Source organism: Streptomyces sp. NPDC059897, from assembly GCF_042730865.1.
Classification (GTDB): domain Bacteria; phylum Actinomycetota; class Actinomycetes; order Streptomycetales; family Streptomycetaceae; genus Streptomyces.
In genome coordinates this window covers 1-26,816 of record NZ_JBHWKQ010000044.1, presented here as the reverse complement: position 1 = coordinate 26,816, position 26,816 = coordinate 1, and the positions used below count along the sequence as shown (strand labels likewise).

Sequence of the window (26,816 nt, the reverse complement as noted above, 5' to 3'; positions counted from 1 at the left end):
AACCGGCGATTCGCCCCTACCTTGTCCCCATGGAAATGACCCTTGAGGTAATCGGCCTGCCGGTGTCGGACATCGACCGGTCCAAAGCCTTCTACGTCGACAAGGTCGGCTTCCGCTGCGACGTCGACCGCGAGGTGATGCCGGGCGCCCGCATCGTCCAGCTCACGCCGCCCGGCTCCGGCTGCTCGGTCACCCTCGCCGCCGGCGTCCCGTCCCCGACGGGCACCGCGACCCCGGGCACGTACCACGGCCTGCAACTGTGCGTCGCCGACATCAAGGCGGCCTACGAGGAACTCCGCGCCCGCGGCCTCGACGTCTCGGAACCGGTCCAGTACGCCCCCGACGACGGCGGCACCTTCATGCACTTCACCGACCCGGACGGCAACGGCTGGTCCATCCAGGAATACCGAAAGCGCTCCGCTGTGCCGTTGCGGGACGCGTTGTAGACCGGGCGGGTCCCGCAACGTTCGCCCCTGCCTCGGCAGACCAGTCCCTCACGGGCTGCCGGCGGCCGAGATGCTCTGCACGACGTTGCCCAGGACGGCGAGAATCCCCTGCCCGAACCCGGTCGGCGCGATCAGCACGCCGAACACCAGCACGATGAACACGGTCGTCCACTGGTTGGCCTTGCTCTGGAACTGGCCCTTCCGACCTATGCGGAAGTAGATGATCACGGCCAGCAGGACCGCGACGTTGAGCGTCAGGATCACGTGGCCCACCTCCCCTTCTGATCAGGACCGTGCCGTCGGTCGCCGTGGTGGCGGTGCTTGCACTGGATCGCCCGGACAGCCGACGGCGGGCCGTGCGCCGCGCCGGGCGACGGCCGCTCAACGGGACGCACGCGGTGGCCGCAGCCCTTCTCCGCCGATCACACAGTCCTCACCCCGTGCCCCCATGAACGAACTCCCCCTCAGACCAAATGCGTTGGCGCAACCCCGCTCCAGTCATATGACAGCACGCACCACCGACATGACGTAAGGATGCGATTACAGAGAGCAGTGCCATTCGGCCAGCACAGCCCTCCCGTGCGCCCGCCCCGCAGCAGCGGCCTGCTCGCTCGACGCCGCCGATCCCCTGCCGCTCCCACCACACACGGCAGGGCCGCCGGTCACAGACCGGCGGCCCCGAAAGCCTGATGCGGTGCGAAACCGCTCTGACCTGCCCTTACAGCACCGGCAAGTTCTTCCGCAGCTCGAACGCCGTGACCTCCGAGCGGTACTCCTCCCACTCCTGCTTCTTGTTGCGGAGGAAGAAGTCGTAGACGTGCTCGCCCAGCGTCTCCGCGACCAGTTCGGAGCGTTCCATCAGGGCGATGGCCTCGCCGAGGTTCTGGGGGAGGGGCTCGATGCCCATGGCGCGGCGTTCCGCGTCGGAGAGGGCCCAGACGTCGTCGTCGGCGCCCGGCGGGAGTTCGTAGCCCTCTTCGATGCCCTTGAGGCCGGCCGCGAGGAGGACGGCGTACGTGAGGTACGGGTTGGCGCCCGAGTCGATGGAGCGGACCTCGACGCGGGCCGAGCCCGTCTTGCCGGGCTTGTACATCGGGACGCGGATGAGGGCCGAGCGGTTGTTGTGGCCCCAGCAGATGTAGGACGGGGCCTCACCGCCGGCGCCCGCCGTGCGCTCGGAGCCGCCCCAGATGCGCTTGTAGGAGTTCACCCACTGGTTGGTGACGGCCGAGATCTCCGCCGCGTGGCGCAGCAGGCCCGCGATGAAGGAGCGGCCGACCTTGGAGAGCTGGTACTCGGCGCCCGACTCGTAGAAGGCGTTCCTGTCACCCTCGAAGAGGGACAGGTGCGTGTGCATGCCGGAGCCGGGGTGTTCGGAGAAGGGCTTCGGCATGAACGTCGCCTGGACGCCCTGTTCCAGCGCCACCTGCTTCATGACCAGGCGGAACGTCATGATGTTGTCCGCCGTGGAGAGCGCGTCGGCGTAGCGCAGGTCGATCTCCTGCTGGCCCGGCGCGCCCTCGTGGTGGCTGAACTCGACCGAGATGCCCATCGACTCGAGCATCGTGATCGCCTGGCGGCGGAAGTCCATGCCCACGTTCTGCGGGGTGTGGTCGAAGTAGCCGGAGGTGTCGGCGGGCACCGGGCGGGTGCCGTCCAGCGGCTTGTCCTTGAGCAGGAAGAACTCGATCTCGGGGTGCGTGTAGAAGGTGAAGCCGAGGTCGGAGGTCTTGGCGAGGGCCCGCTTCAGGACGTAGCGCGGGTCGGCGAAGGACGGCGAGCCGTCGGGCATCAGGATGTCGCAGAACATGCGGGCCGTGCCGGGGGCCTCCGCGCGCCACGGCAGGACCTGGAAGGTGCCCGGGTCCGGCTTGGCGATCATGTCGGACTCGTATACGCGGGCGAAGCCCTCGATGGCGGAGCCGTCGAAGCCGATCCCCTCGTCGAACGCCTGTTCCAGCTCGGCCGGGGCCACGGCCACCGACTTGAGGAAGCCCAGCACGTCCGTGAACCACAGACGTACGAACCGGATGTCGCGCTCCTCCAGGGTGCGGAGCACGAACTCCTGCTGCTTGTCCATCTTTCGCTTCCACCCATCCTTGCTGGTCAGGCCTACTGCTCCCACGCCGTTTGGAGGGCCTGGTCACATCCCACCACACGCCCGTTTCCGGCGCGTTGCCGACCTTGATCGTCGCTGATCGGCCGGTGATGTGTTCATAGTGCCTGCCGAAGCCCTCGGCGTCATAGTGCCCGCCTTCCGGGCCGTGCCGTCGGGCGGCCGTCGCGGGCCCGCGCGACCGGCCCGCCGCACCTCGTGACGCACCCCCTGATGCACCCCGTGGCGCATCCCGCGATGCGGCCAAATCGGCTTATCCCGACCGTAGTTGAGCCGACTTGACGCCTTCTTGATTGTTCCATTTCCCCCGCGTGAACGCTTGCTGGCGAGAGTGGGGCCGTCCGCGTGTGCATTACACATTCACCTTCGCAGCTCCAGCACCTCTGTCCAGGTACCTCTGTCCAGGGGCTATCCAGGGGGTTCCACATGAGATCCAATAGATCCAATCGCGGCGCACGCCGCACCCGGGCGGGCCTGAGCCTCGCGGCCACCCTTCCGCTGCTGGCCGGCGCCCTCGCCCTCGCCGCGCCCGCCCACGCCCAGCCGGACGGCCGCGACACCCTTTCCGGCACCCGGCCGCTGTGGGCCACCGGCGCCGCCGACAAGGGCGACACCGCGGACGGCGGCAACGTCACCGCGCGCGTCTACCTCGCGGGCCGGGACGCGAAGGGCCTCGCCCGGTACGCGAAGGACGTGTCCGAACCGAAGTCGGACAGCTACCAGAAGTATCTGAGCGCCAAGGAGGCGCGCGGCCGCTTCGGGGCGACGAAGGAGCAGATAGCCGGGGTCACGGCCTGGCTGAAGTCCGCGGGCCTGACCGTGACCGGATCCACCGCGCGCTACCTCTCCGTGTCGGGCGACGTGGCCGCCACCGAGAAGGCCTTCGGCACGCAGCTGCACGACTACACGAAGGGCGGCCACACCTACCGCGCCCCGTCCGGCGCCGCCTCCGTGCCCGCGTCCCTCGACGGCGCCGTGCTCACCGTCACCGGCCTCGACAGCGCCCCGCACAAGGCGACGAAGAAGAACCAACTGCCGCCGCCCAGCGCCGTGTTCCGCAACGCGGGCCCGTTCTCCACGTACTACGGATCGAACACCGCGAGCACCCTCCCGGACGCGTACGGCGGCAAGGTCCCGTACGCCCCGAAGGGCTACACCGGCAAGCAGCTGCGTGCCGCGTACGGCGCCGGGAAGGCGACCGGCAAGGGCGTGCAGGTCGCGATCACCGACGCGTACGCCTCGCCGACCATCGCCAAGGACGCGGCGACGTACGCGAAGAAGCACGGCGACGCGGGCTACAGCACCGGGCAGCTCAAGCAGGTGCTGCCGAAGAAGTACACGAGGACCAAGGAGTGCGACGCGGCCGGCTGGTACGGCGAGGAGACCCTCGACGTCGAGGCCGTGCACGCGACGGCCCCGGCCGCCGACATCACGTACGTGGGCGCCGCCTCCTGCTACGACGACGATCTGCTCGACTCGCTCGGCAAGGTCGTCGACCACCACCTCGCCGACATCGTCTCCAACTCCTGGGGCGACATCGAGGCCAACCAGACGCCCGAGCTGGCCGCCGCGTACGACCAGGTGTTCCAGCTGGGCGCCGTCGAAGGCATCGGCTTCTACTTCTCGTCCGGTGACAACGGCGACAACGTCGCGTCGACGGGCACCAAGCAGGTCGACACGCCCGCCAACTCGGCGTGGGTCACGGCGGTCGGCGGCACCTCCCTCGCCGTCGGCAAGGGCGACACGTACCAGTGGGAGACCGGCTGGGGCACGCTGAAGTCCGACCTGGCGGCGGACGGCAAGAGCTGGACCGACTTCCCCGGCGCGTACACCTCGGGGGCGGGCGGCGGCACCAGCAGGACGGTCGCGCAGCCCGGCTACCAGAAGGGCGTCGTGCCGGACGCGCTCGCGAAGGCCAACGGCGGCGCGAACCGCGTCGTCCCGGACATCTCCGCCATCGCCGACCCGAACACCGGCTTCCTGGTGGGGCAGACGCAGACCCTGCCCGACGGCTCGCTCGGCTACGACGAGTACCGCATCGGCGGCACCTCCCTCGCCGCGCCGGTCATCGCGGGCGTGCAGGCGCTCGCGCAGCAGACGGGCGGCGGCAAGGCGCTCGGCTTCGCGAACCCGGCGCTCTACGAGCGGTACGGCACGGCGAAGTACCACGACGTGGTCGACAAGCCGACCGGCAAGGACCTCGCCGTGGTCCGCGTCGACTACGCCAACAGCTACGACGCGTCGGAGGGCCTGCTCACCTCGGTGCGCGGCCTCGGCAAGGACGCCTCCCTGAAGGCCGTCAGGGGCTACGACGACGTGACGGGGGTCGGCTCGCCGGCCCCGGGTTACGTGAACTCGTACCGCCGCTGACGTCACGACGGCCCCGGTGGTCCGGGCGGGCGCTCGCCCGGACCACCGGGGCTCAGCCCTGTTCGCCGACGACCGGGTCCCGGTGGTCGGGGTGGATCCAGCTCGGCTTGCGGAACTTGAGGAACGCGACCGGCGCCGCGATGCCGAGGAGCAGCAGCCCGCCGCCGACGATCAGCAGATACCGCCACAGCGGCCCGGTGTCGTACTGGTCCGGCGGTACGAAGCCGATCACGAGCGCGAGCACGGAGGCCACGAAGCCGACGCCCGCGACGGCGGTGACGGCCGGGACGACGAAGCCGCGCGGCACGTCCGGCTGCGAGCGCCGCAGCCGCACGACGGCCACGAACATCAGCAGATACGCGACCAGATAGATCTGGATCGTGATGACGGAGAACATCCAGTACTGGCTGGAGACGTTGTCGCTGAAGGCGTAGAGCACGCCGATGAGGGTGGTGAGAACCCCCTGCGCGACCATCACGTTCTGCGGAACGCCGTACTTGTTGAACTTCTGCAGGAACGGCGGCAGATAGCCCTCCTGCCGGGACAGCAGCACGAGCCCCTTCGCGGGTCCGGCGAGCCACGTCAGCATGCCGCCGAGCGCCGCGCACACCAGCATCACGCCGACGATCCGCGTCATCCAGCCGACCCCGAAGTGGTCGAAGAACGCCTGGAACGCCTGCATGAGCCCCGCGGTCAGGCTGAGTTGCTTCGCGGGCATCACCCAGCTGATCGCGAGGGCGGGCAGGATGAAGATCAGGAGTACGAGGCCGGTCGCGAGGAAGATCGAGCGCGGGTACTCGGCGCGCGGGCTGCGCAGCGAGGACACGTGCACGCCGTTCATCTCCATGCCCGCGTACGACAGGAAGTTGTTGACGATGAGGACGAGGCTGGCCAGGCCCGTCCACGGCGGCAGCCAGTGGTCGGCGGTCATCGGGGCGGCGGACGGATTGCCCTGTCCGAGGAAGACGATCCCGAGGACGACGAGCACGACGCCCGGGATGAGCGTGCCGATGATGAGCCCGAGGGAGGACAGCCCCGCGATGGTCTTCGTGCCGCGCGAACTCACGTACACGCCCGCCCAGTAGAGGACGACGATGCAGATCGCGACGTACAGGCCGTTCTCGGCGAGGCTCGGGTGGATGACGTACGCGAAGGTGGACGCCACGTAGGCGAGCAGGCTCGGGTAGTACGCGATGGTCATCGCGAACTGGCACCACACGGCGATGAACCCGAGCGGTTTGCCGAGCGCCTCGCTGACCCAGCGGTAGATGCCGCCCGTCCAGCCGGAGGCCAGTTCGGCGCCGACGAGAGCCGTGGGCAGCAGGAAGACGACGGCGGGCAGGAGGTAGAGGAAGATCGCGGCGAGTCCGTACAGGGCCATGGAGGGCGAGGGCCGCAGGCTGGCGACGGAGGCCGTGGTCATCAGGCCGAGAGTGACCCAGGAGATGAACTGGCGGCGGTTGCCGTCGTCCGCGATCCGGTCACTTTGTCCTGGGTTGTCCGCAGTCGTCATGGGCTCATGATCGGGGCGGGAGGGGGAGGCCGCACGTCGCGGGATACCGGGTGGGGGTAAGGTGCGGGGCATGGCGAGGACACGGAGCGGCACCGGGCGGTGGCAGCGGTTGCTGCTGTTCGCCGCGCTGCTCTTCGGGGTCGTCGGGATGCATACGCTGGGGCATCCGTCGGGGCACGGGGCGGGGCACGACGGGGCGATGCCGATGGGCGGTGCGCACGTCGCGGCGGCGGAGCACGGTGTGGCAGTGGAACACGGTGCTGCGGCGGAGCACGGTGTAGCGGCGGAGCACGGCGCGGGGGCCGAGCACGGCGCCCCGTACGCCGCCACCGCCGACCCCTCCGCCACCACGGTGCACGAGCGCCCCGACTCCCCCGGCCACGGCGGCATGGATCCGCTGAACGTGTGCCTTGCCGTGCTCGGTTCGTTCACGCTGCTGTTGCTGACGGTGTGGGTGCTGCGGCCGCTGCTCGCGGCGGTGGCGCCGGGGCCGCGGTCCCGCGGCCTCGCCCTCGCCCCGCGCCCGAACCCTCCCCCGCCGCGAAGTCTCCTGTCCCGGCTGTCGGTACTGCGCATTTAGGCCTGCGCGCGATCTCGCACGCCTGAATCCACCTTCACCGACAGCTTCATCGACAGCGAGGTACACACGCATGCGCAAGGAGACTCCGCGCACCCCCACTCGACGCACCCTGCTCGGCGCAGCGGTCGCCGTGGCCGGGACGGGCGCCCTGGCGGCCTGTTCCGGTTCGTCGTCCGGCCACGGAGGCCACGCGGCGAACGGCGCCGCGCCCCAGGGTTACCTCGACCCGGCGGGCAAGGAGGTCGCCGCGGCCGAGAAGAAGCGCGGCTCCGGCGGCCGGGTCCGCGAGGTCAGGCTCACGGCGGCCGAGACCCGGCTCGACCTCGGCGACCGCACCGTCAAGTCCTGGTCGTACGGCGGCGACCTCCCCGGCAAGGAGGTGCGCGTCACCGCCGGCGACACACTCGCCCTCACCCTCGCCAACCACCTGCCCGAACCCACGTCGATGCACTGGCACGGCCTCGCGCTGCGCAACGACATGGACGGCGTACCGGGCCTCACCCAGAAGCCGATCGCGCCGGGCGCCGACTTCACGTACCGCTTCAAGGTGGCGCACCCCGGCACGTACTGGTTCCACCCGCACTCCGGCACGCAGCAGGACCGCGGGCTGTACGCGCCGCTGATCGTGGAGGACCCGAAGGAGCCGCTCTCCTACGACAAGGAGTGGGTGGTCGTCCTCGACGACTGGGTCGACGGGGTGGCCGGCTCGACGCCGGACGCGGTGCTCAAGGAGCTTCGTGCGGGGATGGACCACGGAGACGGCTCGTCCGGCTCATCCGGCGGCGGCCACTCGGGCCACGACATGCCGGGAATGGAAGGCATGTCGATGCGTACGGAGGAGGAGAAGAAGGAGAAGAAGAAGCCGGCCGGCCCGTCCCGCATGATGATGGGCGCGAAGAGCGACCTGCTGGGCGGCGACGCGGGCGACGTGAAATACCCCCACTACCTGGTCAACGGCCGTACCCCACAAGCCCCTTCATCCTTCGAGGCCCGCCCCGGCGACCGCATCCGGATCCGGTTCGTCAACGCGGGCGGCGACACGGCGTTCCGCGTCGCGCTCGGCGGCCACGAGATGACCGTGACGCACACGGACGGCTTCCCGGTGCGGCACGCGAAGACGGACGCGCTGCTGCTCGGGATGGGCGAGCGGTACGACGTGCTGGTGACGGCGGGCGACGGGGTGTTCCCGCTGACGGCGCTCGCGGAGGGCAAGAAGGCGTCGGCCCTCGCGGTACTGCGCACGGCCTCGGGCTCGACACCGAAGGCGGCTGTCCACCCCAAGGAGCTGAACGGCCGCCTCCTGACGGCGGACAAGCTCCGCGCGGACGACTCAGTGACCCTGCCCTCCCGCAAGCCGGACCGCACGATCAAGCTCCGCCTCACGGGCGGGATGGCCAAGTACGACTGGGCGTTCAACAAGAAGCCGTACGACCCGGACCAGCGCTACCCGCTGCGCGCGGGCGAACGCGTCCGTCTGCTCTTCACCAACACGACGTCCATGTGGCACCCGGTCCACCTGCACGGCCACACCTTCACCCTGCCGAACGGCCCCCGCAAGGACACGGCGATCGTCCTCCCGAACGCCACCGTCACGGCCGACTTCGACGCGGACAACCCCGGCCTGTGGATGCTCCACTGCCACAACGTCTACCACTCGGAGGCAGGCATGATGACGGTCCTGGGCTACCGGGCCTGACACCCCGAGGGCGGGGCACGCGCGCGTACCCCGCCCTCTTTCCTGCAGACCCTCAGGAACCGGCCGTGGCGAACCGGTCGACGGTGAGGACCTTGGCGGTGACGGTGCCGCTGGGAGCCTGCTCCAGCCCTCCGGCCTGAGTGTCGACCTCCTGGTCGGCGGCGACGGCGTTCTCGACGGCAGTGCCGGTGTCGATGCGCTTGCCGTTGGCGTCCAGGAACTCGACGTCGATCATGTAGTCCGACGTCTTCGACGAGTGGTTGGTGATGGTCAGATCCACCTGGGGCGTGCCCAGATCGTCGACCGTGACGTCACCCAACTCAACATCATCCTTGGGCGCGTTGAGCTTGTTCGACGACACCGACAGCGGCTCGTCCTTCTTGGATTCGCTCTCGGAGCTCTTGGCGGCCGAGGACGACGACGCCTTCGCCTCCGCCTCGGCCTGCTCGCCACCGCTCGTCGCGGCGATCGTGCCGCCGACGATGGCGAGACCGGCCACTCCGGTCACGAACTTGTGGCGCCGGACCCAGGTCTTCTTCTTGGGGTCCTGCGGGGACGGAGCGGCGTACTCGGGCGTGGTCATGGTGAGTCGACTTTCTACGGCTTCACAAGGGACACGTAACCGTAATCCCGGAGAATCGCGCAGAAAGCAGGCAGAAAGGCCTTACGTGTAGGGCCCAACTTCCCCGCCTGTCAGCGCCGCACCGCGTCCTGTTCCACCGGGACGTGCGAGGCCACCAAGCGTCCCGGTGTCGCCGTGCCGCGGCCCCGGTCCACCGCGTACGCGACCAATGCGACGCCCACGCCCAGGACCGCCAGGGCCGCGCCCGCGATGGCCGGGGAGGTGACTGCGAAGCCCGCGGCGAGGGTGAGGCCGCCGATCCAGGCGCCGCCGGCGTTGGCCAGGTTGAAGGCCGCCTGGTTGGCGGACGAGGCGAGGGAGGGGGCCGCGGAGGCCTTCTCCATCACGATCAGCTGGAGCGGGGAGCCCGTCGTGAACGCCGCCATGCCGAGGAGGAAGACGGCCAGGGCCGCGCTCCACTCCGTACGCATGAGGAGGGGGAAGAAGGCCAGGACCACGGCCAGGGACGTGAGGCCGCCGAAGAGCGTGCCGCGCAGGGAGTGGTCCGCGAGGCGGCCGCCCATGAGGTTGCCGATCGTGGCGCCGACGCCGAAGAGCGCGAGCAGCACGGTCACGGACGCCTCCGCGTAGCCCGCCGCGTCCGTCAGCATCGGCGTGATGTAGCTGTACGCCGCGAAGAGCGCGCCGAAGCCGGCGACGGTCGTGCCGAGCGCGAGCCAGACCGGAAGGGACTTCAGGGCGCGCAGTTCGCCCCGCAGGCCCGCGGCCGTCTCGCCGTGGCCGTGGTCCGCCGGGACCAGCGCCAGCAGCGCCGCGATCGCGACCAGGCCGATCGCGCTGACCGCGAGGAACGTGGCGCGCCAGCCCAGCTGCTGGCCCATCGCCGTCGCGGCGGGCACACCGACGACGTTCGCGATGGTCAGTCCGAGGAACATGAGGGAGACCGAGCGGGCCTTGCGTTCCGGGGCCACCAGCGAGGTGGCGACGACCGCGCCGACGCCGAAGAACGCTCCGTGCGGCAGTCCGCTGACGAAGCGGGCGAGCATCAGCGAGTGGTAGTCCGGAGCCGCCGCCGACACCGCGTTGCCGACGACGAACAGCGCCATCAGGCCGATGAGGACCCGGCGCCGCGGCATCCGCGCGGTGACCGCGGCGAGCAGCGGCGCGCCGATGACCACCCCGAGCGCGTACGCGGAGACGAGGTGTCCGGCGTCCGGGATCGAGATGCCCAGGTCGTCGGCGACGTTGGGCAGCAGGCCCATGATGACGAACTCGGTCGTGCCGATGCCGAAGGCGCCCACGGCGAGCGCGAGCAGGGCGAGGGGCATGGAGGAACTTTCGGTTGCGACGGCGGGAGGGATACGTGCGTACACGCGTACGTGCGTCCGTATGTGAACGCGTACCTGCGGAGTACGTAAGTTTACGTACGGAACAAAGTCTCGCCCATCGACTATTCCGCGAGGTTAAGGCGCCGTGACGAACGGCCGACCGCTCGACGTCACAAGTCGACCCGCGCCGCGATCGGCAGATGGTCGCTCCCGGTCCGCGGCAGCGTCCACGACGTGACCGGCTCCACACCCTTGACCATGATCTGGTCGATGCGCGCCATCGGGAACGCGGCCGGCCAGCTGAACCCGAAGCCGCTCCCCGCCGCGCCCTGCGTGGAACGCATCTGCGCGGTGACGCCGTTCAGGGCGCGGTCGTTCATGGTCCCGTTCAGGTCACCGAGGAGCACGACCTTCTCGATCGGCTCGTCGGCGATCGCCTCGCCGAGCGCGTCCGCGCTCTTGTCGCGCTGGCTGGCGGTGAACCCGGAGTCGAGCTTCACACGCACCGACGGCAGGTGGGCGACGTACACCGCGACCTTGCCCTGTGGCGCCTCGACGGTCGTGCGCAGCGCCCGCGTCCAGCCCAGCTTGATGTCGACGGGCCGGGTGTCGGAGAGCGGGTACTTGCTCCACAGCCCGACCGTGCCCTTGACCGCGTGGTACGGGTAGGCGCTCGCGAGCGCGTCCCGGTACGCCGGCAGCGCCTGGGCCGTCACCTCCTCCAGGGCGACGACCTGCGCGCCGGACGCGGCGACGTCCTTCGCGGTACCGGCCGGATCGGCGTTCTCGGCGTTGACGTTGTGCGTGACGACGGTCAGATCGCCGCCGCTGCCCGTCTTGTCGGTGAGCAGCCCGCCGAAGAGGTTGAACCAGACGATCGCCGGGGCGAGCACCGCGACCACCGCGGTCGCCGACCTCCGTACGAGACCCAGGACGAGCAGCACCGGAACGAAGGCGCCCAGCCACGGCAGGAACGTCTCGGTCAGCGAGCCGAGGTTGCCGATCGTGTTGGGGATCTGCGCGTGCAGCAGCATGACCAGCGCCAGCAGGATCGCGAGCACCGCGAGAACGATGCCGCGCCGCCAGTACCCGCGGCCGCCCAGCGGTCGGCCGCCCTGACGTCCCGGCCGGGCCCCCGGCCCCGCGGTCCCCGTCCCGCTGCCGTCGCCACCCTTGTACGCCTGCGCCATGCCGTCGTCGCCTCAACTCTGCCGTGCCCGCTGCCCTAGCCCGAAACAGTAGGGGATGAGCAGCGGCTTTCCGTTCCTCTACGGTCTGGGGGACGTGTGCGGCGGCGTCCTGAGTTCCGGGTGGCGGCCCCGGACCCCGCCTTGTGACGAAACCCGCACACGATCAAGCCCCCCGCGACACCGCGCGCAATCCCGCCAGCACCGTGTCGACGATCCGCTCGGCCAGATCGTCCGCGAGCGGTGCGTCGGACCGCATGACCGTGCGCAGCAGCATCGGCCCGGTGAACAGGTCCGCGGCGAACTCGATGTCCGTGCCGGCGGGCAGCTCGCCGTCCTCGACCCCGCGCCGCACGACGTCGTGCGTCACGCGCCGCCTGGGTTCCACGACGAGCTCCTGGTACGCGCCCCAGAGCCGCGGCAGCGTCTTCATCTGCGCGAGGACGTTGTGCAGCAGCGCGGAGGTGCGCATGCTCAGGCCCCGTCTGCGCATGTGCTCCAGGAGCCGGACGAGGTCGTCGCGCATCGAGGTGCCCGGAAGGTCGGCGGGATCGGGCTCCTCGATGGTGGCGACGACGTCGACGAAGAGTTCCTCCTTGCCGCTCCAGCGCCGGTAGATGGTGGCCTTGCCGACGCCTGCGGTGCGGGCGATGCGCTCGATGGACAGCTCGGTGAGCGGCACGCCCTGTTCCAGCAACTGGATGACGCCCTCGATGATCGCCTGCTCGACCGCCTCGCTGCGGGGACGGCCGCGGGCGGGGGCGGCCCGCTCCGAGGGCCGGGGAGTTCCGGAGGTCCCGGAGGTCCCGGAGGTCCCGGAGGTCCCGGAGGTCCCGGAGGTCCCGGAGGTCCCGGAGGTCCCGGAGGTTCCGGAGGTTCCGGAGGTCCCGGAGGTCCCGGGGGGCCTTCGCCGCCGCGTCCGGCCCTCGGCCCGTTCCGTGCCCGTGCCCGCGTCCACCGCGCTCCGCCTTTCACCACGCCCCGGGGACCGCCGTCGCGGCGGGCCACCCGGCGCATTCTCTCAATCAGCAGCTCAGGGCGGGTTCAGTGGCCCGCACCGACCTTCTCCGGCTGCTCGCCGCTCTGCTCGGCCGGCGGGTCCTTGGGCTTGCGCGGCAGGAAGAGCCCGGTGAGCACGGCGCTGAGCAGCGCGACGCCCGCCCCGCACAGCGCGGTGATGTGCATGGCGTGCACGAACGAGTCGTTCGCCGCCCCGGCCAGCGCCTCGCCGCGCGGCCCGAGCTTCTCGGCGACGCCGAGCGTGGCCTCGATGGACGCGCCCGCGGCGTCCCGGAGCCCGGCGGGCAGCGGCAGCAACTGGTCCGCGATCCCGTTCTTGTACGCCGTGGACAGCACCGAGCCGAGCACGGCGATCCCGAGCGCGCCGCCGACCTGGCGGAACGTATTGCTGAGCGCGGAGGCCGAGCCCGCCTTCTCGCGCGGCAGCGACTGCATGATCACGACGCTGGTCGGCGTCATGACGTGCGCCATGCCCGTGCCCATGAAGAAGAAGATGACCTCCATGACCCACATCGGGCTGTCCTCGTCGAGCAGCGTGAACGCGGCGAGCATGGCCGCGAGCAGCACCAGGCCCCCGGTCGTGGTGACGCGCACCCCGAGCCGGTCGACGACGAGCCGGGCGCGCGGCGCGAAGATCAGCTGGGCGGCGGCCAGCGGCAGCAGGAACGCGCCGGTCTGCAACGGCGAGTAGCCGCGCACGCTCTGGATGTAGAAGGACGCGAAGAACGTGACGCCCATCATCGCGAAGAAGACGAGCGCGATGCCGGCCATGGCGGCCGAGAACACCTTGTTCTTGAAGTGGTTGATGTCGAACGACGGGTGGTCGCTGCGCTTCTCGTACAGCACGAAGGCCACCAGCACGGCGAGTCCGGCGGCGATGGTGGCCAGCACCTGGACGCTGGTGAAGTCGCCCTCGTCGCCGCCCTTGATGATCCCGTAGACGAGCAGCACGAGGCCGACGACGGACAGCGCGACGCCGACGAGGTCGATCCGGCCGGGCTTCGGGTCCCGGGAGTCCGGCACGAGCGCGAGCATCAGCGCGATGGCGATGATCACGATCGGCACGTTCACGAGGAAGACCGAGCCCCACCAGAAGTGGTCGAGGAGCAGCCCGCCGGTGATCGGCCCGATGGCGATGGCGAGCCCGACGCCGCCCGCCCAGATGCCGATGGCCTTCGGCTGCTCGTCGCGCTCGAAGACGTTCATCAGGACGGCGAGCGTGGCCGGCATGACGAAGGCGGCACCGAGGCCCATCACCGCGCGGAACGCGATGAGTTGGACGGGTGTGCCGGACTCGGCGGCTAGGGCGGAGCCGATGCCGAAGACGACGAGGCCGCCGATGAGGACCTTCTTGCGTCCGATGCGGTCGCCGAGCAGACCGGCGGTGAAGAGCAGGCCCGCAAAGACGAGCGTGTACGCGTTGATGGCCCACTCGAGCTCGCTCTGCGAGGCGCCGATGCCGACGGGCTCGGGGGCCGAGATCGTCTTGATCGCGACGTTCAGGATCGAGTTGTCGAGGACGACGATCAGCAGGCTCAGCATGAGCACGCCGAGGATCACCCAGCGACGGCGGTGCACGGACTCGGGCACGCGGGTACCCGGGGAGCCCTGGGCGCCCTGGGCGCCCTGGGGGTCGTCGTCGGAGGCGGCAGGAGTGGTCATGGGAAGGACCCTAGACCCATTTCGATACGGGACCGTCTCGTATTGAAAGTCCCGGGAAAAGCCTTGCCGAGGCTTTACGTGGGCGGGGTACGGGCGGGGCGGGGTGCGGGTTCGGGAGGAGGCCTGGCGCGGGAGCGGCACGCGGTGCCACCATGGAAGGGATCCGGGGACGCCGTCAGGGCGCCTCGAGACGACATGAAGGAGCCGTTGCGATGACGCAACCCACAGAGCTTTCGGCTGCCCAGAACGCCCAGAACGCCCAGAAGTCCACCGTGCTCTACGGGGGCAAGGGCTCGCGCCGCGTATCCGTCCGGGACATCGGCCTCGCCAAGGAGCGGGGCGAGAAGTGGCCGATGCTCACCGCGTACGACGCGATGACGGCGTCGGTCTTCGACGAGGCCGGGATTCCCGTGATGCTGGTCGGCGACTCGGCGGGCAACTGCCACCTCGGGTACGACACGACGGTGCCGGTGACCCTGGACCAGATGGTGATGCTGTCGGCGGCGGTGGTGCGGGGCACGTCCCGCGCGCTGATCGTCGGCGACCTGCCCTTCGGGTCCTACCAGGAGGGGCCCACGCAGGCGCTCCGGTCCGCCATGCGGCTGGTGAAGGAGGCCGGGGTCGGAGCGGTGAAGCTGGAGGGCGGCGAGCGCTCGCACGCCCAGATCAAGCTGCTCGTCGACGCCGGCATCCCGGTCATGGCGCACATCGGGCTGACCCCGCAGTCGGTCAACACGCAGGGCTACCGGGTGCAGGGGCGCGGCGAGGAGGCGGCGCAGCAGTTGCTGCGCGACGCGAAGGCGGTCCAGGACGCGGGCGCGTTCGCGGTCGTCCTCGAACTGGTCCCGGCGGAGCTGGCGGCCGAGGTCACGCGGACGCTGCACATCCCGACGGTCGGCATCGGCGCCGGGGCCGGTACGGATGCGCAGGTCCTGGTCTGGACGGACGCGCTCGGCCTCACCGGCGGGAAGATGCCGCGGTTCGTGAAGCAGTACGCGGATCTGCGGGGCGTGATGTCCGACGCGGCGAAGGCGTTTGCGGAGGACGTCGTCGGCGGAACGTTCCCTCAGGAGGAACACGCGGTCCACTGAGCGGGGCCCTGGGCGGGGGCGACCCGTCCGTCGAGCGCGCACCCGGGGCGGGGCCGAACCGTCCGTTGAGCACGCACCCGGGGCGGGGTGCCCCTTCCGCTGAGCGCCACACCGGGCGGGGGTGACCCGTCCGCTGAGCCAATTCGGTACGACCGCGGCCCGCCGATCTTCCCCCGTCGGCGGGCCGCGGCACGCTCCGCGGGTGGGGCGGTGGGGTGGGTGGCGGCGCCCGGCCTCACGGGTAGCCCGTCCACCGGGCCTCACCGGTCGACCGTCCGCCGCTCTCGGGGCCGTCCTTGCCGGTCGACCGTCCGCCGCTCTCGGGGCTCCGCCCCGGACCCCGCTGCTCAAGCGCCGCAGAGGCTTGAGTGGCCCGCCCACCCGCAGGCAATCGCCCGCACTCCGCCCGGGCCACTGCCGCCGCTCATCTCCCACCCACCCGCCCCCTCCGGGGGCTTCGGCCCCGCGGGGTGCCGCCCGCTCTGCCGGGCCGCCTCCACCGGCCCACCATCCGCCGCCCTCGGGGCTCCGCCCCGGACCCCGCTGCTCAATCGCCGCAGGGGCTCGATTTGGCCCAGCCTCCGCCGAGCCGGGTTGACCCGCCTGCCGCGGTAGCGAGCGGGTGGCCGTCACCGACTTGGGCAATCTGCCGCCTGGGGCGGCAGGGTGGGCAAGGCGGCCCCCGGTGCCGCGCACCCATCACGACGGGTACCGCCCCGACGCGGGACTCCGGACGAGCCGGAGCCCCCGGAGGGGGCGGGCGGTGGGAGGTGAGCAGGCGCAGCCGCAGAAGAGCGGTGCCGCGCACCGGCACCATGCACACCCACCCCGGCACGGGCGCCCGACCCCGGACAGGCCGAAGCCCCCGGAGGGGGCGGGTAGTGGGAGGTGGGCAGGCGCAGCCGGAGAAGTGCGGTGCCGCGTATCGGAGTCATGGGCGCCCGCCCCGGCAGGGCCCGGAACCACACCGCGCCGCAACACTGACGTCAAGCGCCCCCTGCCCTGCCCCGGCACCGCGCGCCCCGCACCCCACACCGTCGCCCCCACTCCCCCACCCCCACAGCCATCGACCATCGGCCATCGGCCACCCACACACAGCCAAAAACCCGCCCCCGCGGCCCCCGGCCCCCGTAACCCCCACCGCTCCCCCGTCGGAGACCTGTCGGTCGCGTGTCGGTGGGTTGTCGGTGGGGGCTGGCAGCGTGGTGGGCATGACGCGAATCGACAAGAACCCCGACACCAGCCCGGGCGGCGACCGCCCGCGCAGCGACCGCCCCGGCAGCGACCGCCCGGTCGCCGTGTCCGTGCGGGGACTGGTCAAGCACTACGGCGAGACCAAGGCCCTGGACGGCGTGGACCTGGACGTGCACGAGGGCACCGTGATGGGCGTGCTCGGGCCGAACGGCGCGGGCAAGACGACCCTCGTACGGTGCCTGTCCACCCTGATCACCCCGGACTCCGGCACGGCGATCGTGGCGGGCTACGACGCCGTGCGCCAGCCGCGCCAGCTCCGCCGCGTGATCGGCCTCACCGGCCAGTACGCCTCGGTCGACGAGAAGATCTCCGGCCGCGAGAACCTCTACATGATCGGGCGGCTCCTCGACCTGTCCCGGAAGGACGCCAAGGCCCGGGCCGACGCCCTGCTCGAGCGGTTCAGCCTCACCGACGCCGCCACCCGCCCCGCGAAGACGTACTCCGGCGGTATGCGCCGCCGCCTCGACCTCGCGGCGTCGATGATCGGCCGCCCGCACGTCCTCTACCTGGACGAGCCGACGACCGGCCTCGACCCCCGTACACGTAACGAGGTGTGGGACGAGGTGCAGAGCATGGTGCGCGACGGCGTCACCGTCCTGCTCACCACCCAGTACATGGAGGAGGCCGAGCAGCTGGCCTCCGAGCTGACCGTCGTCGACCACGGCAAGGTCATCGCGCGTGGCGGCATCGAGGAGCTCAAGGCGAAGGTCGGCGGCCGCACCCTGCGCATCCGCCCGGCCGACGAGCTGGAGCTGCGCCCGCTGGCGCACGCGATAGACGACATGGGGCTCACGGGCCTCGCCACCACCACCGTGGACACCCGGTCCGGGTGCGTCCTGGTCCCCGTACTCAGCGACGAGCAGCTCACCGCCGTGGTGGGCGCGGTCACCGCGCGAGGCATCACGGTCGGCTCCATCACCACCGAACTGCCCAGCCTGGACGAGGTGTTCCTGTCCATCACCGGCCACAAGGCCTCCGCCCCGGAGGACGCGAGGCCCGAACTCGAGGAGGCCGCCGTATGAGTGCCACCACCCTGAGCCCCACCGCGGTCCCCACGATCACCGTCGAGGCCGACCCCAAGATCGGCCTGAGCGGCCATCTGCGTCACACGGGCGCGCTGATCCGCCGCAACCTGCTGTGGATCCGCAACGACCCGGAGTCGATGTTCGACGCGATCCTGATGCCGATCGTCTTCACGCTCCTGTTCGTGTTCGTCTTCGGCGGCTCGATCGGCTCCGCGATGGGCGGCGGCCAGGACGCGTACGTGCAGTACGTGATCCCCGGCATGGTCGCGATGATGAGCATGAACATCGCGCAGGGCGTCGGCACCGGCTTCAACGAGGACTTCCAGAAGGGCATCATGGACCGCTTCCGGTCCCTGCCCATCGGCCGCGGCTCGGTGCTCATGGCCAAGGTGGTCGTCGAGATGCTGCGGCTCCTCGTCGCCACCACGGTCCTGATGATCGTCGCGCTGCTCGTCGGCTTCGACATCACCAGCTGGGCCGGTCTGCTCGGTGCCATCGGCCTGACCGCGCTGTTCGGCTCCGCCCTCATGTGGATCTTCCTGACGCTCGGCGTGACCATGAAGAGCGCGCAGGCCGTGCAGGCCATGGGCTTCCTGGTGATGATGCCGCTGCAGTTCGGTTCGTCGATCTTCGCGCCGACCGAGTCGATGCCGGGCTGGCTCCAGGCCTTCACCGACTGGAACCCGATCTCGTCCCTCGCGGACGCCTGCCGCGGGATGATGGTCGGCGGCCCGGTCGCCCACGACCTGTGGGTGACCCTCGGGTGGACGGCAGTGATCACGGCCGTCATGGCGCCGATCGCGATCCGTAAGTTCACCACCAAGAGCTGACCCCGCGCGGAACGGGTCCGGGCGACCGGGTCGATTCGCGTCGGTCGTCAGTCGTCCAGCAGGGCGGCGGCCTCCTCCACGGAGAGGCCGCCGCCCTCGGCGTATGCCCGTCCGTACGCCGCCTCGTCGAGCAGCCCGCGGACCGCCGCCTCGGCGTCCGCGCGCCAATTGCGTTCGAGGAGGCCCGGCTTGTGCCCCTTGGGCGTCGCCGCGTCGGCCGCGCCCATGAGCCGCGCGGCGGCCACCGCGTCTCCGTCCCCGCCGCGCTGCGCCACGGCCCGGGCCGCGGTGCACAGGTGCAGCCCCACCAGTTGCGGCATGACGAGCGCGGACAGCGGGTCCCGCGCGATGTCGAGGCAGCGCCGCACGTTCACGAGGGCGTCCTCGGTGTGCCCGTCGACGGCGTCGATCATCGCCTCCATGCCGACGGTCATGCCGTGGAAGAAGCCGATCTGCGCCACCCTGAACTCGGCGCGCAGCAGGGCGAGTTGTTCACGGGCCACGGCGGTGCGGCCGGTGAGCGCGAGATGCGAGACGAGGAAGAGCCGGGCGGCGGGCCGCGACTCGTTGGTGTGCCGGCGGCCGTCCTGGAGGGACTCCCACAGCAGGGCCTCGCCCTCCTCGGCGTCCCCCTGCTCGATCCGCGCCTGCCCGAGCCTGACCTGGAGGATCGCGGCCTGGGAGTGGGCGCCCATGCTGTGCGCGACCTCGCGGGCACGCGTGTAGTCGGCGGCGGCGCCCTCGAAGTCGCCGAGCTTCTCGCGCGCCTCGCCGCGCGCGGACAGCGCCTCGGCGGTGCCCCATTCGTCGCCGAGCCGGCTGAACAGTTCCAGCGACTCGTCGGCGTACGCGAGCCCTTCCTCGGCCCAGTCGCTGCGGTTGGCGAACACGTTGGCCCGCATCTGCAGGACGAGCGCCAGTTCCCAGTCGTAGCCGAGCTCGCGGCAGGTCCGCGCGGACACCGCCGCGAGTTCCTGCAGCTTGTCCATGTCGCCGGTCATCAGGACGGCGAAGTACCAGATGTTGCCGGGCGGGCGGCAGGCCTGCGGGAGGTCGGGGCGGTAGGTCTCGATGACGGCGCGCAGCCGGGCCTGGCCCTCCTCCGTCTGCCAGTGGTCCATCTCCATGTCCATGTAGCCGAGCCGGCACAGGTGGACCTGGCGGCGCGCCTCTTCGAACAGCTCGCCGGTCAGCGGGGGCGGGGTGTCGGTGCAGCGCTGGAGCAGCGGCGGGGCGGGGCGCACGGGGCCGGCGAACGGGTCGGGGCCGAGCGCCGCGGCCTCCCCCGTCCACGTACGGGCGTCGGTGCGCAGGTCGCGCATCTGCCAGAACCAGGACAGGGACAGGACGAGGCAGAACGCCTCCTGCTCGTCGCGGGCCGCGACCGCGTGCCGCAGGGCCGTGCGCAGGTTCTCGTAGTCCCGCTCGATGCAGGCGATGGCCGCGCGCTGGCCGCCGCCGCGGAGCAACGGGTCGGTGGTGCGGGCGAGTTCGCGGTAGTACGTGAGGTGGGCGTGCTCGGCGGTGGCGCGCTCCCCGGACTCGTCGAGGCGGTCGCCGGCGTACTCGGAGACGGTTTCGAGGAGCCGGTAGCGCATGCCGCCGCCGTGCTCGTCGTCCTCCGGCGCGGCGACCACGAGCGACTTGTCGACGAGGGAGGCCAGGGCGTCGAGCGCGTCCGGGCCGCAGACGGCCTCGGCGGCGGGCAGGTCGCAGCCGCCGCTGAAGACGGAGAGGCGGGCGAGGGTGGCGCGTTCGGGCTCGTCGAGCAGGTCCCACGACCAGTCGACGACCGCGCGGAGCGTCTGCTGGCGGGGCAGGGCGGTGCGGGCGCCGGAGGTCAGGAGGCGGAAGCGGTCGTCGAGGCGGTCGGCGATCTGGCGGGGCGTCAGCATGCGCAGGCGCGCGGCGGCGAGTTCGATGGCGAGCGGGAGCCCGTCGAGGCGGCGGCAGATCTCGCCGACGGCCTCCGGGGCCTCGGCCACCGTGAAGCCGGGGCGCACGGCGGCGCCGCGCTCGCCGAACAGGCGCAGTGCGTACGGCTCCGGGAGCGGTTCCACCGGGTACAGCGACTCGCCCGGTACGCCGAGGGGTTCGCGGCTGGTGGCGAGGATCGTGACGCCGGGGCAGTGCGCGAGGAGGTCCTCGGCGAGGGCGGCGGCAGCGTCGATGACGTGCTCGCAGTTGTCGAGGATGAGCAGCAGCCGGCGGTCCTCGCAGTGCTCCACGAGGCGCACGAGCGGATCGTCGCCCTGGCGTTCGCCCGCGACGCGGAGCTCTTCGGCGCCGGCGCCGCGCAGCACCGTCTCCCGGGCGCCGAGCGCGCTGACGACCGCCTCCGGCACGGCGGCGGGGTCACTGACCGGGGCCAGCTCGGCGACCCACACCCCGTCCGGCACGGTCCCGAGCCCCTCGGCGGCCTCCTGCGACAGCCTCGTCTTCCCGGCCCCACCGGGCCCGAGCAGCGTCACCAGCCGTACGCGCCCCAGGTCGGCCCGGATCGCATCGAGATCCCCCGCCCTCCCGACGAACGAGGTCAGCCGGGCACGGAGATTGCCAGGCAAATCAAGCCCCGCCGGCGTTTGAGGCGCGGGGTCCGGGGCGGAGCCCCGTGGCGTGGGAGCGGGCGGGGCCAACAACTCCCCGTACAGCGCCCGAAGTTCCGGCCCGGGATCGGCGCCCAACGTGTCCGCCAACTCCCGCCGAACCCCTTCGTACGCCGCCAACGCCTCCGCTCCCCGCCCCGCGGAGCGCAACGCCCGCAGCCGTAGCACCTGCAACGGCTCGTCCAACGGATGCGCGTCACACAGCGAGGTCAGCTCCGGCAGGACCTCGTCCGCGCGGCCGAGCCCCAGACACGCGGCGAGGCGGGTCCGCCGCGCGTCCAGCCGCCGGGCCTCCCACCTCATGGCCTCGGCCGACCGGTCCGGAAGATCGGCGAGAACGGGCCCACGCCACAGCGCGAGCGCGTCGTCGAGCAGGTCGACCGCCTTCGCCGGGTCCCCGTCCGCGAGGGCCCGCACCCCGTCCGCGGTCAGCCGCTCGAAGCGGAACAGGTCGACGTCGTCCGCCGCGGCGGCGAGCCGGTAGCCACCCTCGGACGAGGTGACCGCCCCGGCCCCCAGCGCCCTGCGCAGCCGCCCGACCAGCGCCTGCAACGCCCCCGCCGCGTCCGCGGGCGGTTCCTCGCCCCACACCTCATCGACGAGGACCGCGACGGGCACCGCCCGCCCGGGCCGCAGCGCGAACACCGTGAGCAGCGCACGCAACCGCGCCCCGCCGACCGGAACGGCCGTGCCGTCGTCGCGGAGTGCCTGGGTGGTGCCGAGGATTCGGTAGCGCACGGACCTATTGTCCCCGCTGCCGTTCCACCACCGCGCCGGGCACCTGCCCGCACCTCGTCATGCCCCCACCTTGTCCGGAACTCCCGCAGTACCGCGACACGTTTCCCGCATACAGCGAGTACGTTCGGTGAGCCAGCCGACCAGACTGCACCGGGAGTCCCACCCCATGACCACCGCCACCGCACGCCGCGGCGACAACAGGATCAGCCCCGTCTTCCTCGGCATCGCCGCGATCACGGCGGTGGCCGGCTGGGCGGTGTGGACGGACTTCGCGTCCGCGCCGGGCTTCGCCGTGTTCCTGTTCGTGACGGCGGCGTGGGTCGTCTCGCTCTGTCTGCACGAGTACGCGCACGCGCGCACGGCCCTGCACAGCGGGGACCTCTCGGTCGGGGCCAAGGGGTACCTGACGCTCAATCCCCTCGTTTATTCACACGCCCTGCTCAGCATCGTGCTGCCGGTGATCTTCGTGATCATGGGCGGGATCGGCCTGCCCGGCGGTGCCGTCTTCATCGAGCGGGGGCGGATCCGGGGGCGCTGGCGGCACAGCCTGATCTCGGCGGCGGGGCCGCTGACGAACGTGCTGTTCGCGATCGTGTGCACGGCGCCGTTCTGGCTGGACGCGCTGGACGGGGTGCCGGACACCTTCCGTTACGCGCTCGGGTTCCTCGCCCTGCTCCAGGTGACCGCGGCGATCCTGAACTTCCTGCCGGTGCCGGGCCTGGACGGGTACGGGGTGATCGAGCCCTGGCTGTCGCACAAGATCCGGCGGCAGGTGGAGCCGTTCGCGCCGTTCGGTCTGCTCGCCGTGTTCGCCGTGCTGTGGATCCCGGAGATCAACCAGTGGTTCTTCGACGCGGTCGACTGGGTGCTCGGCGCGCTCGGCGTGCACGAGTGGGACACGTACTGGGGGCGGCAGTTCTACCAGTTCTGGCAGGGCACCCCGGAGATCCCGACGGTCACGCAGTAGGCGCGGTCCCGGCCTGCGCCGCCTGCTTCTCGGCCTTCGCCCGGCGCAGGTAGAACCACGACATGTTCGACGTGACGCCCGCGATCAGCACCCACACGATCCCGAGGAAGCTGCCCTCGACGAACGAGACCACGGCCGCCACGACGGCCAGGGCGCAGACGACCAGGGAGAACAGTGCGATGCGGGGCATGGGGGTCGGCTCCAGACGGCGGCGCGGCAGGTAGTACGCCGTCCAGTGTCCCCCATGCCCCACCGGGGCCGGAAGGCACCCCGTACGTGCCTATACGTCGGTTACGCGCAGCCCCGCGTGCGCCTTGTAGCGGCGGTTCACGGAGATGAGGTTGGCGACGAGCGATTCGACCTGGTGGGCGTTGCGCAGGCGGCCGGAGAAGATGCCGCGCATGCCCGGGACGCGCCCGGCGAGCGCCTGGACCAGTTCCACGTCGGCGCGTTCCTCGCCGAGGACCATGACGTCGGTGTCGATCTCCTCGATCTCCGGGTCGATGAGCAGGACGGCCGACAGGTGGTGGAAGGCGGCCGCGACCCGGGAGTCCGGGAGCAGTGCCGCGGCCTGTTCGGCCGCGCTGCCCTCCTCCGGCTTCAGGGCGTAGGCGCCCTTCTTGTCGAAGCCGAGCGGGTTGACGCAGTCGACGACGAGCTTGCCCGCGAGGTCCTCGCGGAGGGCTTCGAGGGTGGCGCCGTGGCCGTCCCACGGGACGGCGACGATCACGATGTCGCTGCGGCGGGCGCACTCGGCGTTGTCGGCGCCCTCGATGCCGAGGCCGAGCTCGTCGGCGGCGGCCTTGGCGCGTTCGGCGGCGCGGGATCCGAGGATCACCTTCTGGCCCGCTCGGGCGAAGCGGTAGGCGAGGCCCTTGCCCTGCGGGCCCGTGCCGCCGAGCACTCCGACGACGAGTCCGGAGACGTCGGGGAGGTCCCAGGGGTCCTTGGCCGGGGCCTTCTGGCCGCTCGGGCTGCTTTCGGTAGAGGTCATGCAGCGACCCTACTCAAGGGTATGTGGCCCGTACGGGCGGTCTTCCCCCGAACGCGGCGAACGGGCCGGTGACTTGAGGCACCATGCGACCCCATGGACGCGGTACGAGTAGCACTGTTGCGCGAGGTACTGGCCGGGACGGAGTGGCCCTCCGCCACCCGTCGCTTCGCGGGGGCGCTGCGCTCCTCGGTCGGCGCGCACGGCGGCGGGCTCCTGCTCGTGGGCTCCCCGACGTACGAGCCCTGGCATCTGGCGGCCCACCTGGTCGACGAGGCGGCCTGGTCCGGCACGCCGGAGCTCGCGCCCACCCTCGTACGGCACGCGGCGCGGCCCGACGACCCCGCGCACCTGGCCGTCGGCCTCGGCCGGCTCGAGGCGGCCCGGCGCGGCGAGACGCTGCTCGTGGTCACGCCGACGGAGCCGGGCGCTCCGCTGCTGGAGCGGGTGCGGGACGCGCGCCGCGCGGGGGCGACGATCCTGGCGCTCGACGCGGAGGCTGCCGGCGGGGGTGACCTGCATGCGATGGCCCATGACGGGCTGAGCGTGCCCGGTGACACCGATCTGGATCTGGATACGGTGCAGCACCTGGTCAGTGCGGCGGCGGGGGAGAACGCGGCGAGCGCTCCGCGGGGGCGGCGGGGGTTTCGTGATCGGTTGTCGCGGCTTGCGGATCATTTGACCGCGCCGCCGCCCGCGCGGTGGTGAGGTTTGCGGCTCCCCGCGCGGGGCTCTGCCCCGGACCCCGCTGCTCAATCGCCGCAGGGGCTCCACATGCTCACTGGTCCGGCTCCTCCGGCTTGTCGTGCCAGCGGGGGTCGGATTCCCACTCCAGGTTTCGTTCCCTCGCGGTGTCCATCGCGTGCTGGGCCTCCTCGCGGGAGGCGTAGGGGCCGAAACGGTCCTTGTTGGGGCACTCCGGCCCCTCTTCGACCTTCTTGTGCTCCAGGCAGTAGTACCACTCGCCCGGCTTTCCGACGGTTCGCTTCTTGAACAGCGCCACGGCGGCTCCTCTCGTCCCCGCCATGCTCCCCCACGTGCGCTCGTTACACTCGCTGGCATGTCTGGCCAGTCGCAAGCGTCGCCCGCCCTGCTCGTTCCGGGGGAGATCTCCCCCGTCCGCTCCGTGCCCGGGAACATCCGGCGCCCCGAGTACGTCGGCAAGCCCGCGCCGACTCCGTACACGGGGCCCGAGGTGCAGACCCCGGAGACCATCGAGGCGATGCGGATCGCCGGGCGGATCGCGGCGCGGGCGATGGCGGAGGCGGCGAAGGCGATCGCCCCGGGGGTCACCACGGACGAGCTGGACCGGATCGCGCACGAGTACATGTGCGACCACGGCGCGTACCCGTCCACGCTCGGCTACCGCGGCTTCCAGAAGTCGCTGTGCACGAGCGTCAACGAGGTCATCTGCCACGGCATCCCGGACTCGACCGTCCTCAAGGACGGCGACATCGTCAACCTCGACGTGACCGCGTACATCGGCGGCGTGCACGGCGACAACAACGCCACGTACCTGGTGGGCGACGTCGACGAGGAGTCGCGGCTGCTCGTCGAGCGGACCCGCGAGTCCCTCAACCGCGCCATCAAGGCCGTCAAGCCGGGCCGCCAGATCAACATCATCGGCCGGGTCATCGAGTCGTACGCCAAGCGCTTCGGCTACGGAGTGGTGCGCGACTTCACGGGCCACGGCATCAACTCGTCGTTCCACAGCGGCCTGATCGTCCCGCACTACGACTCCCCGCAGGCCACGACCGAGATCAAGACGGGCATGACGTTCACGATCGAGCCGATGCTCACGCTCGGCACGTACGAGTACGACATGTGGGAGGACGGCTGGACCGTCGTCACGAAGGACCGCAAGCGGACCGCGCAGTTCGAGCACACGCTGGTGGTCACGGAGAGCGGCGCGGAGATCCTCACGCTGCCGTAGCGGTCTCCCGCGGTCCTGGGCTTCCGGTTTTCTGTTTTTACGTTCCCTTGATCGTGTCGCTGGGTACGCTTTTACCGACAGCTTGTCGGAAACCCGGAGGCCGCCCGATGGACACCCCGTTCTCCACGTTGATCCGCACCGCCTCGCACGAGCAGCACACGGAGGCGGAGACGTCGACGTTCATGGGCGACCTGCTCGGCGGGCGGCTCGGCGTGGACGCCTACGCGCGGTACACGGAGCAGCTGTGGTTCGTGTACCGGGCCCTCGAGGACGGCGCCCGGCGCCTCGTCGACGATCCGGTGGCCGGGCCCTTCATCCAGCCGGAGCTGGCGCGCGTACCCGAGCTGGAGCGCGACCTCGCGCATCTGCGGGGTGCGGACTGGCGGGAGACCGTGTCCGCGCTGCCGCAGACGCGGGAGTACGCGGAGCGGGTCGCCGAGTGCGCGGCGTCCTGGCCGGGCGGGTATGTGGCGCACCACTACACGCGCTATCTCGGCGATCTCTCGGGTGGGCAGATCATCCGCGACAAGGCGGAGAAGACGTGGGGGTTCGCGCGCAAGGGGGACGGGGTGCGGTTCTACGTCTTCGAGGGGGTGGCCAACCCCGCGGCCTTCAAGCGGCACTACCGGGAGCTTCTCGACGGCATCGCGGTGGACGAGTTGGAGAAGCAGCGGGTGGTGGCCGAGTGCAAGGCGGCGTTCGCCTTGAACACCGGGGTGTTCGCCGGGCTGGGCGAGGAGTTCCGGTCGGCCGCGTGATCCTTTGACCGGCGCCGGCGTTGCGGCCTCGGGGCTCCGCCCCGGACCCCGCTGCTCAATCGCCGCAGGGGCTTGAAATACCCGTCTCACCGATCGCCGGCGGGGCTTGATTTATCAAGCCC

Annotated in this window: 23 protein-coding genes; 11 read left to right on the top strand and 12 right to left on the bottom strand. The window is 71.3% G+C overall.

Going from position 1 to position 26,816, the window contains the following annotated elements:
- The first annotated feature begins 29 nt into the window (after positions 1 to 29).
- Positions 30 to 446, top strand: coding sequence for a VOC family protein (locus ACFV9W_RS32725; protein ID WP_385768454.1), 417 nt, complete (start codon positions 30 to 32; stop codon positions 444 to 446).
- Between the two features lie 48 nt (positions 447 to 494).
- On the opposite strand, the gene ACFV9W_RS32720 is transcribed toward ACFV9W_RS32725, so the two are convergent.
- Both ACFV9W_RS32720 and ACFV9W_RS32715 read right to left on the bottom strand, forming a co-directional pair.
- Positions 495 to 710, bottom strand: coding sequence for a hypothetical protein (locus ACFV9W_RS32720; RefSeq protein WP_326022277.1), 216 nt, complete (start codon positions 708 to 710; stop codon positions 495 to 497).
- A 454-nt stretch (positions 711 to 1,164) separates the two neighbouring features.
- On the bottom strand, positions 1,165 to 2,526 hold the full coding sequence (locus ACFV9W_RS32715; protein ID WP_385768450.1) for a glutamine synthetase family protein: 1,362 nt from the start codon (positions 2,524 to 2,526) through the stop codon (positions 1,165 to 1,167).
- A 462-nt stretch (positions 2,527 to 2,988) separates the two neighbouring features.
- Here ACFV9W_RS32715 and ACFV9W_RS32710 point away from each other — a divergent pair, with 462 nt between their 5' ends.
- A complete protein-coding gene (locus ACFV9W_RS32710) occupies positions 2,989 to 4,932 on the top strand; it encodes a protease pro-enzyme activation domain-containing protein (RefSeq protein WP_385768447.1) in 1,944 nt (647 codons plus the stop codon).
- Between the two features lie 52 nt (positions 4,933 to 4,984).
- Here the strand turns inward: ACFV9W_RS32710 and ACFV9W_RS32705 are convergent, their stop codons facing one another.
- Entirely contained in the window at positions 4,985 to 6,445 is a 1,461-nt protein-coding gene (locus ACFV9W_RS32705; RefSeq protein ID WP_385768444.1) for an APC family permease, read from the bottom strand.
- A 70-nt stretch (positions 6,446 to 6,515) separates the two neighbouring features.
- Between ACFV9W_RS32705 and ACFV9W_RS32700 the strand changes: the two genes are divergently transcribed.
- Together ACFV9W_RS32700 and ACFV9W_RS32695 are read left to right on the top strand one after the other, a co-directional pair.
- Positions 6,516 to 7,025, top strand: a complete 510-nt coding sequence (locus tag ACFV9W_RS32700) for a hypothetical protein (RefSeq protein ID WP_385768441.1) — start codon at positions 6,516 to 6,518, stop codon at positions 7,023 to 7,025.
- Between the two features lie 70 nt (positions 7,026 to 7,095).
- Complete coding sequence (locus tag ACFV9W_RS32695; protein ID WP_385768438.1) at positions 7,096 to 8,721, top strand: multicopper oxidase family protein; 1,626 nt, start codon at positions 7,096 to 7,098, stop codon at positions 8,719 to 8,721.
- A gap of 52 nt (positions 8,722 to 8,773) precedes the next feature.
- Here the strand turns inward: ACFV9W_RS32695 and ACFV9W_RS32690 are convergent, their stop codons facing one another.
- The 5 genes from ACFV9W_RS32690 to ACFV9W_RS32670 all read right to left on the bottom strand — a co-directional run bounded on the left by ACFV9W_RS32690 (position 8,774) and on the right by ACFV9W_RS32670 (position 14,501).
- Positions 8,774 to 9,304 (bottom strand): FxLYD domain-containing protein, encoded by a 531-nt coding sequence (locus ACFV9W_RS32690; RefSeq protein WP_385768436.1) that lies wholly within the window; start codon positions 9,302 to 9,304, stop codon positions 8,774 to 8,776.
- A 110-nt stretch (positions 9,305 to 9,414) separates the two neighbouring features.
- Positions 9,415 to 10,632 carry an MFS transporter gene (locus tag ACFV9W_RS32685; protein ID WP_385768433.1) on the bottom strand — a complete coding sequence of 406 codons (1,218 nt, stop codon included), beginning with the start codon at positions 10,630 to 10,632 and terminating at the stop codon, positions 9,415 to 9,417.
- A 170-nt stretch (positions 10,633 to 10,802) separates the two neighbouring features.
- Positions 10,803 to 11,822: an endonuclease/exonuclease/phosphatase family protein gene (locus tag ACFV9W_RS32680; RefSeq protein WP_385768430.1), complete on the bottom strand. Its 1,020-nt coding sequence runs from the start codon at positions 11,820 to 11,822 to the stop codon at positions 10,803 to 10,805.
- A 163-nt stretch (positions 11,823 to 11,985) separates the two neighbouring features.
- A complete protein-coding gene (locus tag ACFV9W_RS32675; RefSeq protein ID WP_385768427.1) occupies positions 11,986 to 12,777 on the bottom strand; it encodes a TetR/AcrR family transcriptional regulator in 792 nt (263 codons plus the stop codon).
- 86 nt (positions 12,778 to 12,863) lie between these two features.
- Positions 12,864 to 14,501 (bottom strand): MFS transporter, encoded by a 1,638-nt coding sequence (locus tag ACFV9W_RS32670; RefSeq protein WP_385768424.1) that lies wholly within the window; start codon positions 14,499 to 14,501, stop codon positions 12,864 to 12,866.
- Positions 14,502 to 14,713: 212 nt separating this feature from the next.
- Here ACFV9W_RS32670 and panB point away from each other — a divergent pair, with 212 nt between their 5' ends.
- The 3 genes from panB to ACFV9W_RS32655 all read left to right on the top strand — a co-directional run bounded on the left by panB (position 14,714) and on the right by ACFV9W_RS32655 (position 18,701).
- Positions 14,714 to 15,592: a 3-methyl-2-oxobutanoate hydroxymethyltransferase gene (panB, locus tag ACFV9W_RS32665; RefSeq protein WP_385768421.1), complete on the top strand. Its 879-nt coding sequence runs from the start codon at positions 14,714 to 14,716 to the stop codon at positions 15,590 to 15,592.
- Between the two features lie 1,211 nt (positions 15,593 to 16,803).
- Entirely contained in the window at positions 16,804 to 17,868 is a 1,065-nt protein-coding gene (locus ACFV9W_RS32660; protein ID WP_385768418.1) for an ATP-binding cassette domain-containing protein, read from the top strand.
- Positions 17,865 to 18,701 carry an ABC transporter permease gene (locus ACFV9W_RS32655; protein ID WP_385768415.1) on the top strand — a complete coding sequence of 279 codons (837 nt, stop codon included), beginning with the start codon at positions 17,865 to 17,867 and terminating at the stop codon, positions 18,699 to 18,701. Before ACFV9W_RS32660 ends, ACFV9W_RS32655 begins: the two co-directional genes overlap by 4 nt.
- A 47-nt stretch (positions 18,702 to 18,748) precedes the next feature.
- Here ACFV9W_RS32655 and ACFV9W_RS32650 read toward each other — a convergent pair whose 3' ends face one another.
- Positions 18,749 to 22,045, bottom strand: coding sequence for a BTAD domain-containing putative transcriptional regulator (locus ACFV9W_RS32650; RefSeq protein ID WP_385768412.1), 3,297 nt, complete (start codon positions 22,043 to 22,045; stop codon positions 18,749 to 18,751).
- 166 nt (positions 22,046 to 22,211) lie between these two features.
- Here ACFV9W_RS32650 and ACFV9W_RS32645 point away from each other — a divergent pair, with 166 nt between their 5' ends.
- Positions 22,212 to 23,012, top strand: coding sequence for a site-2 protease family protein (locus ACFV9W_RS32645; protein WP_385768409.1), 801 nt, complete (start codon positions 22,212 to 22,214; stop codon positions 23,010 to 23,012).
- Here the strand turns inward: ACFV9W_RS32645 and ACFV9W_RS32640 are convergent.
- Complete coding sequence (locus ACFV9W_RS32640) at positions 23,002 to 23,202, bottom strand: hypothetical protein (protein ID WP_385768406.1); 201 nt, start codon at positions 23,200 to 23,202, stop codon at positions 23,002 to 23,004. The two genes, ACFV9W_RS32645 and ACFV9W_RS32640, sit on opposite strands and share 11 nt — an antisense overlap.
- 90 nt (positions 23,203 to 23,292) lie before the next feature.
- Positions 23,293 to 24,006 (bottom strand): NADPH-dependent F420 reductase, encoded by a 714-nt coding sequence (gene npdG, locus ACFV9W_RS32635; protein WP_385768403.1) that lies wholly within the window; start codon positions 24,004 to 24,006, stop codon positions 23,293 to 23,295.
- Between the two features lie 93 nt (positions 24,007 to 24,099).
- Between npdG and ACFV9W_RS32630 the strand changes: the two genes are divergently transcribed.
- A complete protein-coding gene (locus tag ACFV9W_RS32630; protein ID WP_385768400.1) occupies positions 24,100 to 24,711 on the top strand; it encodes a hypothetical protein in 612 nt (203 codons plus the stop codon).
- Positions 24,712 to 24,781: 70 nt separating this feature from the next.
- Here ACFV9W_RS32630 and ACFV9W_RS32625 read toward each other — a convergent pair whose 3' ends face one another.
- Positions 24,782 to 25,006 (bottom strand): hypothetical protein, encoded by a 225-nt coding sequence (locus tag ACFV9W_RS32625; RefSeq protein WP_385768397.1) that lies wholly within the window; start codon positions 25,004 to 25,006, stop codon positions 24,782 to 24,784.
- 57 nt (positions 25,007 to 25,063) lie between these two features.
- Between ACFV9W_RS32625 and map the strand changes: the two genes are divergently transcribed.
- Together map and ACFV9W_RS32615 are read left to right on the top strand one after the other, a co-directional pair.
- Positions 25,064 to 25,936, top strand: a complete 873-nt coding sequence (map, locus tag ACFV9W_RS32620; protein WP_385768394.1) for a type I methionyl aminopeptidase — start codon at positions 25,064 to 25,066, stop codon at positions 25,934 to 25,936.
- Between the two features lie 107 nt (positions 25,937 to 26,043).
- Positions 26,044 to 26,694 (top strand): heme oxygenase (biliverdin-producing), encoded by a 651-nt coding sequence (locus ACFV9W_RS32615; protein ID WP_385768391.1) that lies wholly within the window; start codon positions 26,044 to 26,046, stop codon positions 26,692 to 26,694.
- The last annotated feature ends 122 nt before the right edge of the window (positions 26,695 to 26,816 follow it).